The sequence below is a fragment of the Pantoea rodasii genome (assembly GCF_002095465.1).
Lineage (GTDB): Bacteria > Pseudomonadota > Gammaproteobacteria > Enterobacterales > Enterobacteriaceae > Pantoea > Pantoea rodasii.
Window position 1 is genome coordinate 96,152 of record NZ_MLFP01000001.1, and the last position, 13,355, is coordinate 109,506.

13 protein-coding genes and 3 pseudogenes are annotated in these 13,355 nt (G+C 55.1%); 5 read left to right on the forward strand and 11 right to left on the reverse strand.

What is annotated here, in order from left to right; translation table 11 throughout:
• Both HA45_RS28855 and mdtI read left to right on the forward strand, forming a co-directional pair.
• Positions 1-126, forward strand: coding sequence for a DMT family transporter (locus tag HA45_RS28855; protein WP_366557312.1), 126 nt, complete (start codon positions 1-3; stop codon positions 124-126).
• Positions 113-442: a multidrug/spermidine efflux SMR transporter subunit MdtI gene (gene mdtI, locus HA45_RS00480; RefSeq protein ID WP_100703320.1), complete on the forward strand. Its 330-nt coding sequence runs from the start codon at positions 113-115 to the stop codon at positions 440-442. The genes HA45_RS28855 and mdtI overlap by 14 nt, the downstream gene beginning before the upstream one ends.
• A gap of 55 nt (positions 443-497) precedes the next feature.
• Here the strand turns inward: mdtI and HA45_RS00485 are convergent.
• From HA45_RS00485 to HA45_RS00530, 10 genes and pseudogenes are all read right to left on the reverse strand, one after another.
• Positions 498-1,470: pseudogene (locus tag HA45_RS00485) on the reverse strand (glutathione S-transferase family protein).
• 80 nt (positions 1,471-1,550) lie between these two features.
• On the reverse strand, positions 1,551-1,961 hold the full coding sequence (locus HA45_RS00490; RefSeq protein WP_034829198.1) for a DoxX family protein: 411 nt from the start codon (positions 1,959-1,961) through the stop codon (positions 1,551-1,553).
• 206 nt (positions 1,962-2,167) lie between these two features.
• Positions 2,168-2,452 (reverse strand): YqjK-like family protein, encoded by a 285-nt coding sequence (locus HA45_RS00495; RefSeq protein ID WP_100703322.1) that lies wholly within the window; start codon positions 2,450-2,452, stop codon positions 2,168-2,170.
• Positions 2,449-2,844 carry a phage holin family protein gene (locus HA45_RS00500; RefSeq protein WP_100703323.1) on the reverse strand — a complete coding sequence of 132 codons (396 nt, stop codon included), beginning with the start codon at positions 2,842-2,844 and terminating at the stop codon, positions 2,449-2,451. The genes HA45_RS00495 and HA45_RS00500 overlap by 4 nt, the downstream gene beginning before the upstream one ends.
• Position 2,845: 1 nt before the next feature.
• Entirely contained in the window at positions 2,846-3,151 is a 306-nt protein-coding gene (locus HA45_RS00505; RefSeq protein ID WP_100703324.1) for an ElaB/YgaM/YqjD family protein, read from the reverse strand.
• A 34-nt stretch (positions 3,152-3,185) separates the two neighbouring features.
• Positions 3,186-3,557, reverse strand: a complete 372-nt coding sequence (locus HA45_RS00510) for a DUF1090 domain-containing protein (protein ID WP_143808497.1) — start codon at positions 3,555-3,557, stop codon at positions 3,186-3,188.
• A gap of 171 nt (positions 3,558-3,728) precedes the next feature.
• Entirely contained in the window at positions 3,729-4,097 is a 369-nt protein-coding gene (gene mzrA, locus HA45_RS00515) for an EnvZ/OmpR regulon moderator MzrA (protein WP_100703326.1), read from the reverse strand.
• Entirely contained in the window at positions 4,094-4,771 is a 678-nt protein-coding gene (locus tag HA45_RS00520) for a DedA family protein (RefSeq protein WP_100703327.1), read from the reverse strand. Before HA45_RS00520 ends, mzrA begins: the two co-directional genes overlap by 4 nt.
• Before the next feature lie 321 nt (positions 4,772-5,092).
• On the reverse strand, positions 5,093-5,866 hold the full coding sequence (gene exuR, locus HA45_RS00525) for a transcriptional regulator ExuR (RefSeq protein WP_100703328.1): 774 nt from the start codon (positions 5,864-5,866) through the stop codon (positions 5,093-5,095).
• Between the two features lie 95 nt (positions 5,867-5,961).
• The gene (locus HA45_RS00530) at positions 5,962-7,263 is read right to left on the reverse strand and encodes an MFS transporter (RefSeq protein ID WP_100703329.1); all 1,302 of its coding nucleotides are present in this window, start codon (positions 7,261-7,263) and stop codon (positions 5,962-5,964) included.
• A gap of 388 nt (positions 7,264-7,651) precedes the next feature.
• Here HA45_RS00530 and uxaC point away from each other — a divergent pair, with 388 nt between their 5' ends.
• The 3 genes and pseudogenes from uxaC to HA45_RS00545 all read left to right on the forward strand — a co-directional run bounded on the left by uxaC (position 7,652) and on the right by HA45_RS00545 (position 12,011).
• The gene (uxaC, locus tag HA45_RS00535) at positions 7,652-9,067 is read left to right on the forward strand and encodes a glucuronate isomerase (protein WP_100703330.1); all 1,416 of its coding nucleotides are present in this window, start codon (positions 7,652-7,654) and stop codon (positions 9,065-9,067) included.
• Positions 9,068-9,069: 2 nt separating this feature from the next.
• Positions 9,070-10,517: pseudogene (locus tag HA45_RS00540) on the forward strand (tagaturonate reductase).
• 4 nt (positions 10,518-10,521) lie between these two features.
• Positions 10,522-12,011: pseudogene (locus HA45_RS00545) on the forward strand (UxaA family hydrolase).
• Positions 12,012-12,097: 86 nt separating this feature from the next.
• On the opposite strand, the gene sstT reads toward HA45_RS00545, so the two are convergent.
• A complete protein-coding gene (gene sstT / locus HA45_RS00550; RefSeq protein WP_100703333.1) occupies positions 12,098-13,342 on the reverse strand; it encodes a serine/threonine transporter SstT in 1,245 nt (414 codons plus the stop codon).
• Positions 13,343-13,355: the final 13 nt, after the last annotated feature.

Sequence of the window (13,355 nt, forward strand, 5' to 3'; positions counted from 1 at the left end):
GTGATGCTGTTCGATGAAACGCTGTCAGTGATGAAAGTTGCCGGGCTGATGACCCTGGTGGCGGGGATTGCACTGATTAAATCCGGCACGCTAACCCGCAAGGAGCCGCGTCATGGTCACGCTTAATGCTGCGCACATTGCCTGGCTGGCTTTGGCCATTGGGTTAGAAATCGTCGCCAATATCTGCCTGAAATACGCCAATGGTTTCCGTCGCCCGGTGTATGGCGTGTTGTCGTTGATGGCGGTGCTGGCGGCTTTTAGTGCCCTGGCACAGGCGGTGAAAGGCATCGATCTCTCAGTGGCTTACGCCTTATGGGGCGGATTTGGTCTGGTGGCCACCGTGGCGGCAGGCTGGATACTGTTTGGTCAACGGCTAAGCCGTGTTGGCTGGCTGGGCGTGGGACTGCTGATTGCGGGGATGGTGCTGATCAAATTTGCCTGATGGCGAAGAAAAGGCCCTCATCCTTATTGGGCTGAGGGCTTAGATTGCACTCGTCTTATCCGCGGCCGTGTGGCTCATCCCAGTCAAACGCCGGGCCCAGCGAAATCACGCCGCTCGGGTTGATGGTCTTATGGCTGCAGTAGTAGTGATGGCGGATATGCGGCAGATTCACCGTATCGGCGATGCCCGGTATCTGGTAAATGTCACGCAGGAAGCCGCTCAAGTTGCGGTAATCACTAATGCGGTGACGATCGCATTTAAAGTGGGTGACATACACCGGATCAAAACGCACCAGCGTGGTCCACAAACGTAAATCTGCTTCGGTCAGGTGGTCGCCCGTCAGATAGCGATGCTGGCCGAGTATTTGCTCCAGCCGCGCCAGCGAATGGAACAGCGCCGTCACCGATTCATCATAAGCTGCCTGCGAGGTCGCAAACCCGCTTTTGTACACGCCATTATTGACCGTGTCGTAAATCCATCCATTCACCTCATCGATCTTGTCTCGCAATTCAACCGGATAGTAATCCCCGGCGCGCGCGCTGTGCATCAAAGGCGCTATTGAGCATGCGCATAATGTCGGCGGATTCATTACTGACGATGGTGTGCTGCGTCTTGTCCCACAACACCGGAACAGTCACGCGGCCGGTGTATTGCGGGTCGGCATGCAGATAGAGCTGATAGAGGAATTCGTTTTGATACAGCGAATCACCGGTCGCGTCCGGAAAATCGTCGTCAAAGGTCCAGCCATTTTCCAGCATCAATGGATGCACCACCGAAACGGAAATCATATCTTCCAGCCCTTTGAGCTGGCGCATCAGGAGCGTGCGGTGTGCCCAAGGACAGGCAAGAGAAACATAAAGATGATAGCGATCGCGCTCGGCGGCAAAGCCGGCATTGCCGGTTGGGCCTGCACTGCCATCAGCAGTGACCCAATTACGCCAGACTGCTTCTGTGCGTTTGAAGCGGCCACCGGTTGACTTCGTATCGTACCAGGTGTCATGCCAGACACCGTCAATCAGCTGTCCCATAAGCCCTCCATAAAGAAAAAGGGCGAGGAATATCCTCGCCCCTGCAAATCAGTATATGTGTTCTGGCAACGCTTGTGTGCTTAGCGTGCGGCCGCTGGTGCGAAACGAGCACGAATCAGACGGTCAATACTGTAAGCACCTGGACCTACCAGACCCAACACCAGGAAGCCACCGGCGATGGACAGGTTTTTCATGAACATCAGCTGGTTAACGCCTTCAGCAAAGTTGCTGTGGAACAGGAATGCGGTCAGCAGCGTAAAGCCCGCGGTGAACAGCGCGGTGAAACGGGTCAGGAAACCGAACAGAATTGCCAGACCGCCGCCGAACTCCAGCAGAATAACCAGTGGCAGCAAGAAGCCCGGAACGCCCATCGCCTGCATGTATTGTGCGGTACCAGCATAACCGGTGATTTTGCCCCAGCCTGCAGTGATGAACAGAATGGTCATTAATACGCGTGCCAGCAGCAGGCCTGAGTCTTCGAATTTTTTCATCATTTACTCCAACAAGAATTATGTAGCAGGTTGTTGGCCTGCAAGGTTTTATTCCCATCGAATCGGTGATTTTAATTCGCTGGGCTGATGGAGGAAGATGATAATCGCAGGTGGGAACAGTTGTAAGCGAGATAAACTGTCAATGTTGTTCAGGATTTCTGATGGAGAAAAACCGAATCCAGTAGATCCGGTTTTAAATGAAGGAATTAGCGTGGTTCAAGCGTGGATTTAATCATGCGCCAGGTGCTCCATAGGCCAAAACCGCGTTTTGCCCAGCGCAAAATTCGGTTAGGGCTGCGGATTGACCAAATGGCTAGCGCACTGCTGCCAATCGCCAGATAGCGGCGCATGCTAAGAAAGGTCAACCAACCGCGATCGTAGTATGCCGTGCCATCCAGCCAGTCACGACGACCGGCGCTGAGATCCAATCGCTGCTGCTGAACCTGGTTCAACAGTTCGTGAATGCGTGCTTCACGTTCACGACGGCTCATGAGCGATGCTCCTCCAGCAAGTTGCGATCGGTTTCCAGCTCTTTGCGTGTATGGCGCAACAATGTTGACTGGCGTGACTTATACAGCGTCCACAAACCAAATATCAGCGCCAGCGCAAACAGCACGGCGGTGGTGATAGCAATTGCCATCAGCCGATACTGCGCATCCACCGCCCAAATGATCAGCACCATCAAGCTCATTAAACCAAAAGCGGTAAACAGCATCGTCAGTCCAACCATCATCAGCATCTGAATCAGATTGGCTTTCTCCTCCTCCAGCTCAACAATCGCCAGACGGACGCGCGTTTCCACCATACCAACCAGGGTAGTGACAATGCGCTGACCGATGTTGAAGACCCCTTTGCCTGGGCCGTGGCTCTGACTGTCGCTCATATCAACGACGTGAGATCAGAATGCCGATCAGTACACCGACAGCTGCACCGATGCCCACGCCGTGCCACGGATTATCGCGCACATATTCGTCGGCCTTTTCCGCGGCTTCACGCGTGGATTGCGCGATGCGCTCACCTGAATCGCCCAGACGCTCGCGCGAACTGTCGATGGCGCCACGCGCTTTACTGCGCAGTTTATCAAGCTCGGTTTTAGATTTATCCGCCGAGCTGCTCAGCACTTCTTCCAGGGTGTCAGCAAGGTTTTTCAGTTCCGCACGCAGATGTTCAGATGTGGTGTCTTTAGACATGAAGTTCTCCATTACATCATCTATTTAAGTCCGATTAGTAGGGCTCAGCTTCGAGTTTTTTCAGCTCGTGTTGCGCCTCTTCTAGCTTACGTTCGCGCTTCTCAATCTTATCTTTGTCGCCATCCTGACGCTCTTCCTTCAACTCACGCTCACGTTCAGCAATTTTGTGTTTCTGCTCGACGATGCGTTCGCTGTGGGCCGATTTCAGTTTCTCATCGGTGCAGCTGGCGCGGACTTCAGTCAACGCACGCTCCAGTCCCGTGACTCTGCGCTGATTATCATGCTGCTTAGCCATGTCGATTTCACGCTGGATATCATGTTCTTTCTGCTGGCACAGTGATTCTGCCGCCATCAGAGAACCCGAGAGAGAAAAGAGAATAGCACCCAGCAGTAATTGATGTTTCATCAGGTTTAGACCTTCCATTGTAGATGACCTGCCCAAACCGGGCAGGAGAGGCGTCCCAGCTTGTCTTAACTCGCGCTACCTTTAAGCATAGACAGCAGACGAAAAAATTCAACGAAGACGCGGGGATAGCGAGGATTGTTTCACCGTCTGGCTTATCACCAGACGGTAATATCAGCTGTAAGTTGGACGATTGGCGTCAGGGACTTGCTGTGAAGCTTGCGGTCCGCTTGCCACCACAAAACCCTGTGGCAGCAGGCGTCGCAGCACCTTTTGCGCGGCCAGACTCTGTTCTTCATTCTCGAAATGAATCACCAGCGCATCACCCGCAGGTGTAATGCTTTTAATACGCACGCCTTGTGCGCTGAGCTGCTGATAAAGATAGAAACCGTCGGGCAAATTAGTGCCATTGTGGGCGACGCGAATCTGCACCACGGTATCGTGCTGCAACATTGAGGGGACAGATATCACCGCCAGCAGCGCCAACGCACCGCCAAGTGCCCAGGGGATTAAACGCCTGGGAAATCCACGGAATGCGATCATGGCTGTGAATTCCCGTTGCGCGAAGACTGGCGTTTACGCCACAACACCACCAGTGAACCCACCAGCCCGATGACCAGCAGCACCAGTGGCAGCAGCATCAGGCAGAACATCAGTTCATCTTCATAGCGGCGGAAAATAGGCGTTTTGCCCAGTGCGAAACCTAGCACCGTCAGAATCAACACCCACAGCAAACCACTCACCCAGTTGAAAAACTGGAAGCGCGCATTGCTCAGACCGGAAAGCCCGGCAATGGTCGGCAGCAGAGTACGAACGAAGGCAATAAAGCGGCCAATCAACAAGGCCGACAGGCCATGACGATGGAACAAGCTATGCGCACGCTGATGATATTGAGCGGGGAGGTGCGACAGCCATTTTTGTACGGTGGGCGTATTCCCAAGCCATCGTCCCTGGATGTAACTCACCCAGCAGCCGAGGCTGGCGCCGGTGGTCAGAATCAGGATGGTAAGCGGGAAACCCATGGTGCCTTTGGCAATCAAAACACCCACTAAAATCAACAAGCTATCGCCGGGAAGAAACGCGGCAGGCAGCAGGCCATTTTCAAGAAACAGAATCAAGAACAGCACGCCATAAATGGCCCAAACCAGCGTCGGGTCGGAGAGCATTTCGTAATCTTGCTGCCATAGGGCGTGCAGCAATGCTTTCAAAATATCCATCAATCATTCCTGAACATCATTGTTAAACGTGCCCGTGAGGGGCTGAGGCGCAGGCTGGTTTGGTTATACATTTTTGGTATGCAGCCGTTGCGGGATTTCCGGATCCATCCAGAATTGATTGTTAAATCAGCGACTTTTTAAAGCCCTGTCGCAAAGGGTAAGAAAAGGGCGATAACTGTAACAAAAATCACGCAGGTCAGACAGTGTAAAGTGGCTCTCGCACAGGAGTTTTACCTTTTGACGCAGATGGTCAAAAGGAGCTTTACATGAGCTGACACTATTGCAGATTAACTGACTTATTCGCCTGGAAATGCAGCAGAATCAATGCGAATTATCGCTGCCTTCCGGCAGGATGACGGGATTTTCTGCAAACATGTAACGGTCGACATTAAATTCAAAATCATCGGCGGTGGCGTTAAACAGCATCTGTTTAGTATTTTCCAGGTGCTGCCACATTGCCAGCTTACTGGCGGCGGGATCTTTGCGCATGAGTGCTTTCAGAATCTGGTCGTGATCGTCGCACCAGCTGGTGATATTGCGCGCATCAATATGTTCATGCAGTTTGAGCCAATACGGGTTGTGCAGACGGTGCAGCCACATCTTCTCGACTATTGCGGCCAGCGCGCTGTTTTGCGTGGATTGAGCGATACGGACGTGAAAGTGCATATCCCATTCTGAATCGCGCGAATGGTCTTCCTGACGGGCTTTTTCCTGAATCGCCATCAGCGCCATAATGTCCTGTCGCGTCACCTGCGTGGCGGCAAATTCGGCTACGTTACTCTCAATCAGCTGGCGGGCCTGCAACAGCTCAAACGGTCCGAAGCTGGCGAATTCCAGCTGGCTGGGTGTGGTCTCACGGTTTTGCTGCTGACTGCTGATCACGTGGATGCCCGAGCCTTTGCGCACCTCCACGTAGCCTTCCACTTCCAGCATAATAATGGCTTCACGTACCACCGTGCGGCTCACCTCCATCTCTTCAGCGATCAGGCGTTCGGCCGGCAACTTTTCACCCACGCGATAATCATCGGCTTCGATACGACGCTTGAGTTCACTGGCGAGTTGTTGATAAAGACGACGGGATTCGTTCAGATCCATTGCGCGGTTCGCTGTGGTGGGCAGGGTTGAGTTGTTATACCACTTTGACCGGGCCGAGGAAATGGGCTGGCATGCGCCAGCCCACAGAGAGGAGATTAACTGCGCGCGGTAGCCGCTTGAACCACGTTGGGTTCGTCCAGTTCAGATACCGGCTGGTTTTTCAGCACGGTCCAGATCACGCAGGCACCGAGCAGATCAAACACCGCCAGCGCGGCAAACAGCGGGCTGAAGCCCAGCGTATCAGCCAATGCACCCACCACCAGCGCAAACATGGTGCTGGCAGTCCACGCGGCCATGCCGGTCAGACCATTGGCAGTGGCCACTTCATTACGGCCAAACACATCCGAAGAGAGCGTAATCAGCGCGCCAGACAGCGCCTGATGGGCAAAGCCACCGACACACAGTAAACCAATCGCCACGTAAGGGCTGGTGAACAAGCCGATGGTGCCCGGTGCAATCATCAGCACCGCGCCCATGGTCACCACCAGTTTGCGCGACACAATCAGGTTAACGCCAAACCAGCGCTGGAACAGCGGCGGCAGATAACCGCCGACGATGCAGCCGAGATCGGCAAACAGCATCGGCATCCAGGCGAACATGGCAATTTCTTTCAGGTTGAAACCGTAGACCTTGAACATAAACAGCGGGATCCACGCGTTAAAAGTGCCCCAGGCGGGTTCGGCGAGGAAACGCGGCAGGGCGATGCCCCAGAACTGGCGATTACGCAGGATCTGACGCGCCGACATTTTGCTGTTATTGCCAGTTTGATGCTGCACTTCCTGACCAGAAATAATGTAGTGACGCTCTTCATCGCTCAGCTTGGTTTGCTGTTTGGGATGTTTGTAGAACACTAACCAACACATCGCCCAGGCCATACTCAGCACGCCAGTGATGATGAAGGCCAGCTGCCAGCTGTGCGCCAGAATGGCCCACACCACCAGCGGCGGGGCCAGCATGGCACCAATCGATGAACCAACGTTGAAATAGCCTACCGCCACAGAACGCTCTTTGGCTGGGAACCACTCGCTGCTGGCCTTTAAACCGGCCGGGATCATCGCCGCTTCGGCGGCACCCACTGCACCACGTGCCAGCGCAAATCCACCCCAGCTGCCTGCCATGGCGGTGGCGGCGCAGAAGATGGCCCACAACACGGCAAATACCGCATAGCCGATTTTGGTGCCCAGCATGTCCAGTACATAACCGGCCACGGGTTGCATCACGGTGTAGCACGCCGAATAGGCGGCAACGATATAGGAGTACTGTTGCGTGGTGATGCCCAGCTGGGTTTCCAGCGTCGGCGCGGCCACGGCAATAGTATTGCGCGTCAGGTAGCCGAGCACGGTGCCCAGCGTCACCAGTCCAATCATGTACCAGCGTAGCCCTTTGATCTTACGCATCATTAACCTCTTCGAGTCTGTCGTAACACTTGCCATTAAAGGGTAAGGGAGCACTTCGGTGCGCCCGCTGGCGGCAATGACGAATCAGACCTGCCGCCTTGTTGTTATGCGTTGAGCTTTGAGGTTCGGCATCAACGAGGCGAGAGGTTAACTTGTTATACAACTTTAAAAGTTGAATGCCATCACAAAAACCCTGTATGCAATGTGTGTTCTGCGCAAAGGTCGATATAACAGCAAGTTAGTGCAATATTGCTGACAGTTTCGTCCATATACCCACAGTGAAACTGTCATTATTGTGAGGTGTATCGCAAACAATTTTGCCGATCGTCAAATTGGTATGATAACTTTGCATCAGAAGCCTATCAGCACCCAACATGAGGAAGCAGGTATGTCGCGTTTTATGAGTGAGGATTTTCTACTCGATAGCGAGTTCGCCCGTCGTCTGTACCATGACTACGCCAAAGACCAGCCGATTTTCGACTATCACTGCCATTTACCGCCGCAGCAGATTGCCGAAAATTACCGTTTCACCAACCTCTATGACATCTGGCTGAAAGGCGATCATTACAAATGGCGTGCGATGCGTGCCAACGGCGTGCCGGAAGCATTGTGCACCGGCGACGCCAGCGATCGTGAGAAATTCAACGCGTGGGCACGCACCGTGCCGCACACCATCGGCAATCCGCTGTATCACTGGACGCATCTTGAGCTGCGCCGTCCGTTTGGCATTACCGATGTATTGCTGAATGAGCAAAGCGCTGACCGCATCTGGCAGCAGTGCAACGAACTGCTGGCGCAGGATACCTTTAGCGCGCGCGGCATCATGCAGCAGATGAAAGTGAAAATGGTCGGCACCACCGACGATCCGCTCGACGATCTGCAGCATCACCGCACGCTGGCGGACGATGCCAGCTTCAGCGTTAAAGTGCTGCCAAGCTGGCGCCCGGATAAAGCTTTCAACATTGAACTGGATACCTTCCTGCCGTGGATCCAGCGTCTGGAACAGGTAGCCGATGTCAGCGTGCAACGGTTTGACGATCTGCGCCGCGCCCTGAGCCTGCGTCTCGATCACTTTGCCGCCCACGGCTGCAAGATCTCCGACCATGCGCTAGACGTAGTGCTGTTTGCCGAAGCCGACGAAAGCACGCTGGATGGCATTCTGGCGCGCCGTCTGCAAGGTGCTGCGCCATCGCAAGAAGAGGTGGCGCAGTTTAAAACGGCGGTGCTGGTGTGGCTCGGCAGCGAATATGCGCGTCGCGGCTGGGCGCAGCAGTATCACATTGGTGCGCTGCGTAACGCCAACCGTCGACAGTTCGATATTCTCGGTCCGGATGTAGGCTTTGATTCCATCAATGATGCACCACTGGCGATCCCGCTGGGCCGTTTGCTGGATGCGCAGAACCGCAACAACGCACTGCCGAAAACCATCCTTTACTGCGTTAACCCGCGCGACAACGAAGTGCTGGCGACCATGGCCGGCAATTTCCAGGGCGAAGGTGAACCCGGCAAGATGCAGTTTGGTTCCGCGTGGTGGTTCAACGATCAGCTCGATGGCATGCATCGTCAGATGACGCAGCTGGCGCAGATCGGCTTGTTGAGCCGTTTCGTCGGCATGCTCACTGACAGCCGCAGCTTCCTCTCTTACACCCGCCATGAGTATTTCCGTCGCCTGCTGTGCCAGATGATTGGCAACTGGGTTGAGCGCGGTGAAGCGCCAGCCGACGAAGCCTTGCTGGGGCAGATGGTGCAAAACATCAGCTTTAACAACGCGCGTGATTACTTCGGCATTGAGTTGGGAGCCTGATGATGCAGCGGCTAAACCGTCACGATTTTCCCGGCGCAAGCTACCGCGAGCGCGTGATCCAGTTTGGGGAAGGCAACTTCCTGCGGGCGTTTATTGACTGGCAGCTCGACTGGCTTAATGAGCTTCAAGGCACCGATGCGGGCGTGGTGGTGGTGCGGCCGCGCAACCGCGTGGTGGAAGATTCGCTCAACCAACAGGAGGGTTTGTACACCACGCTGATCCGTGGATTGAACGGCGAAGGCGAGCAGGTGAGCGAAACCCGGTTGATTCGCAGCCTCAACCGCGAGATCCAGCCGTATCAGCAGTTTGAGGATTTTCTGGCACTGGCCCGTGCGCCGCAGATGCGCTTTGTGTTTTCCAACACCACCGAAGCGGGCATTACGTTTGCTGAGCAGGATCGGCTGGAGGATGCGCCTGCCTCTTCCTTCCCAGGCAAGTTGACACAGTTGCTGTGGACGCGCTTCCGCCACTTTGCTGGTGCGGCAGAGAAAGGCTGGCTGATCGTGCCGTGTGAATTAATCGATCATAACGGCGATGCGCTGCGTGAGCTGGTGTTGCGCTACATCAAGCACTGGCAACTGCCGCCAGAATTCGCCCGCTGGGTGCTGGATCACTGTGCTTTTTACAACACGCTGGTGGATCGCATCGTCACCGGCTACCCCGCCGATGGCACCGACATCGCTGCACAGCTGGGTTACGAAGATCGCTATCTGGTGGCGGGCGAAGTCTATTACCAGTTTGTGATTCAGGGGCCCGATGCGCTGGCGCAGGAGCTGAAACTCGCCGCGCTGGCGCCGGAAGTGAAGTTCGTTGATGACATCACGCCCTATAAGCCCAGAAGGTGGCGATCCTCAATGGAGCGCACACCGCGATGGTGCCGGTGGCGTTTCAGGCTGGACTGGAGAGTGTCGGTGAAGCGATGGATGACGCTGCCATCGCGGGTTATGTCGATGCGCTGCTGCGTGAGGAAGTGATCCCGACGCTGGATTTGCCACGCGATGAGCTACACGCCTTTGCCGATGCGGTACAGCGTCGCTTCCGCAATCCGTTTATCCGCCATGCGCTGCTGTCGATTGCGCTAAACGGCATGACCAAATTCCGTACCCGTTTGCTGCCGCAGCTGTTGCTGTCTCAGCAGCAAATCGGCCAATGGCCACCGCGCCTGACCTTCGCTTTTGCTGCACTGCTGGCGTTTTATAGCGGCGAGCAGGGCGATCGGCAGTGGCCATTACAGGATGACAGCCACTGGCTGCAGCAGTTCGCAGAACTGTGGCCGGCCGTCAATCAAGACACATTGACCCCGGAACAGCTGGTGCAGGCAGTACTCAGCAACAGCTCACACTGGGGCGAAGATCTCACTCAGCGGCCCGGATTAGTGACCGCAATAAGCCAACACCTGCAAAACATCGTTGTCCACGGGATGCGGACGGCGCTGACACAACTGAGATAACGCTATGCAAGATGCGATAAGAATCCATTCGCGCGACAACGTGGCAGTTGCGCTGCGCGATTTACCTGCTGATGCCAAAGTCGAGATTGATCGCCAGTTGATTACCTTGCAGCAAGAGGTTGGGCGCGGTCACAAGTTCGCGTTGACGCCGCTGGCTACCGATGCACTGGTGATCAAATACGGCTTGCCGATAGCCCATGCCACGCGCCCGATAGCGATGGGCGAGATCATTCACTCCAGCAACGCCCGCACCAATCTGAGCGATGTGGATGAGTACGACTATCAGCCTGAATTTCTCGATATCCCCGCCCAGGCTGGCGATCGTGAAGTGCAGATCTACCGTCGCGCCAGCGGTGAAGTGGGTATTCGTAATGAGCTGTGGATTCTGCCGACGGTAGGTTGTGTGAACGGCATCGCCCGGCAAATTCTGTCGCGTTTCCTGAAAGAGACCAACGAGGCAGAAGGGATCGATGGGGTGCATTTGTTCAGCCATCCGTTTGGCTGTTCTCAGCTCGGTCAGGATCATGAAACACCCGCACCATGCTGCAAAACATGGTGCGCCATCCAAATGCCGGTGCGGTGCTGGTGATTGGCCTCGGCTGCGAGAACAATCAGGTCGATGTGTTCCGCGAGACGCTCGGCGGCTTCGACAGCGACCGCGTACAGTTTATGGAGTGCCAAAAGCAAGACGACGAAGTGGAAGCCGGCCTGGAGCGGCTGCATGCGCTGTATCAGGTGATGCGCACGGATCAGCGCCAGCCGGGCAAACTCAGCGAACTGAAGTTTGGTCTGGAGTGCGGCGGTTCTGACGGTTTCTCGGGCATCACCGCCAACCCGATGCTGGGCTGCTTCTCCGATCAGATGATTGCCAACGGCGGCACCACGGTGCTGACCGAAGTGCCAGAGATGTTTGGTGCAGAGCGCATTTTGATGAGCCGCTGCCGTGATGAAGCCACCTTCGATAAAACCGTGGCGATGATCAACGACTTCAAGCGCTACTTTATCGATCACCAGCAGCCGATTTACGAGAATCCATCGCCGGGTAACAAAGCCGGTGGTATCACCACGCTGGAAGAGAAATCGCTCGGCTGCACGCAGAAAGCCGGACAGAGTCGGGTGGTGGATGTGCTGAAATATGGCGAACGTTTGATTACCCCAGGGCTGAATCTGCTGAGCGCGCCAGGCAATGATGCGGTTGCCACCAGCGCACTGGCAGGCGCGGGCTGTCATATGGTGTTGTTCACCACCGGACGCGGCACGCCGTACGGCGGATTCGTGCCCACGGTGAAGATCGCCACCAACTCGCAGCTGGCAGAGAAGAAACCACACTGGATTGATTTTAACGCGGGTCGTTTGATTGAAGGCATGAGCATGCCGGAAATGCTGGAGGATTTCGTCGATATGATTGTGTCGATTGCCAACGGTAAACCGGCGCGTAACGAAGCCAATGATTTTCGCGAATTAGCGATATTTAAGAGCGGTGTCACGCTGTAAACATCAGGTGTGATCGATGTGCATCTGACAACAATCACACCTGCTGATCTTAAGGGCGGCATTAATGCCGCCCTGGCAATACCAATTTATTCTGCTTCAGACACCGTACGCAGCTCGCGCTCGGCTTCTGCCTGGCACACTGCCGCCGTAAACAGAATATCGGTTGAGGAATTCAGCGCCGTCTCGGCGGAATCCTGCAACACGCTGATAATAAAGCCGATAGCCACGACCTGCATCGCCAAATCATTCGGAATGCCAAACATATTACAGGCAACCGGAATCAACAGCAGTGAACCACCCGCCACACCGGAAGCACCGCAGGCACAAATCGAGGCCACGAAACTCAGCAGAATCGCTGTCGGTACATCCACGGAAATCCCTAAGGTATGCACCGCTGCCAGCGTCAGCACCGTGATGGTGGTCGACGCGCCCGCCATACTGATAGTCGCGCCCAGCGGAATGGAAACGGAGTAGGTGTCTTCGTCGAGATTCAGGCGTTTGGCGATCGCCATATTCACTGGAATATTTGCTGCAGAACTGCGGGTGAAGAAGGCGGTGACGCCACTTTCACGGATGCAGGTAAACACCAGCGGATAAGGGTTACGGCGAATCTTTTGGAACACCAGAATCGGATTCACAATCAACGCCATAATGGCCATGCAGCCCAGCAACAGCGCCAGCAGCGTCGCGTATTCCTCAAGCGCGCCAAAGCCGGTTGAGGCCAGAATCGAGGCCACCAATCCAAAAATCCCCAGTGGCGCACAGCGAATCACGCAGCGCACCACCCACGTCGCGGCATGCGAAGCATCAGTGAGAAACGCCTTGCTGCTCGGGCTGGCATGGCGAAACGCCAGACCGAGTCCGATGGCCCACACCAGAATACCGATGTAGTTGGCATTGAGTAACGCCTCAATCGGATTAGCCACCATGCTCATCAACAAACCGTGCAGCACTTCAGTGATACCAGACGGTGGCGAGATTTCGGTTGCGCCTACTTTCATCGACAGAGTTTGCGGGAACAGATGACTTAAGGTGACCGCCACCACGGCCGCAAAGAAGGTGCTCAGCAGATACAGCATGATGATGGGGCGAATGTTGGTTTTCTGTCCCTGCTGATGATTGGCAATCGAAGATATCACCAATACCAGCACCAGCAGCGGTGCCACAGCCTTTAATGCGCGAACAAACAGTTCACCCAGCAGGCCAACGGCCAAAGCGGCATCATGTGAAAACCACGCCAGCGCGACACCGGCAATCAGGCCAATCATGATTTGTTTTACCAGGCTTCCTGCGAACAGCGCGCCCAGACGTCCAATAAGGTTATTTAGCATAGTTCGGTCTTTT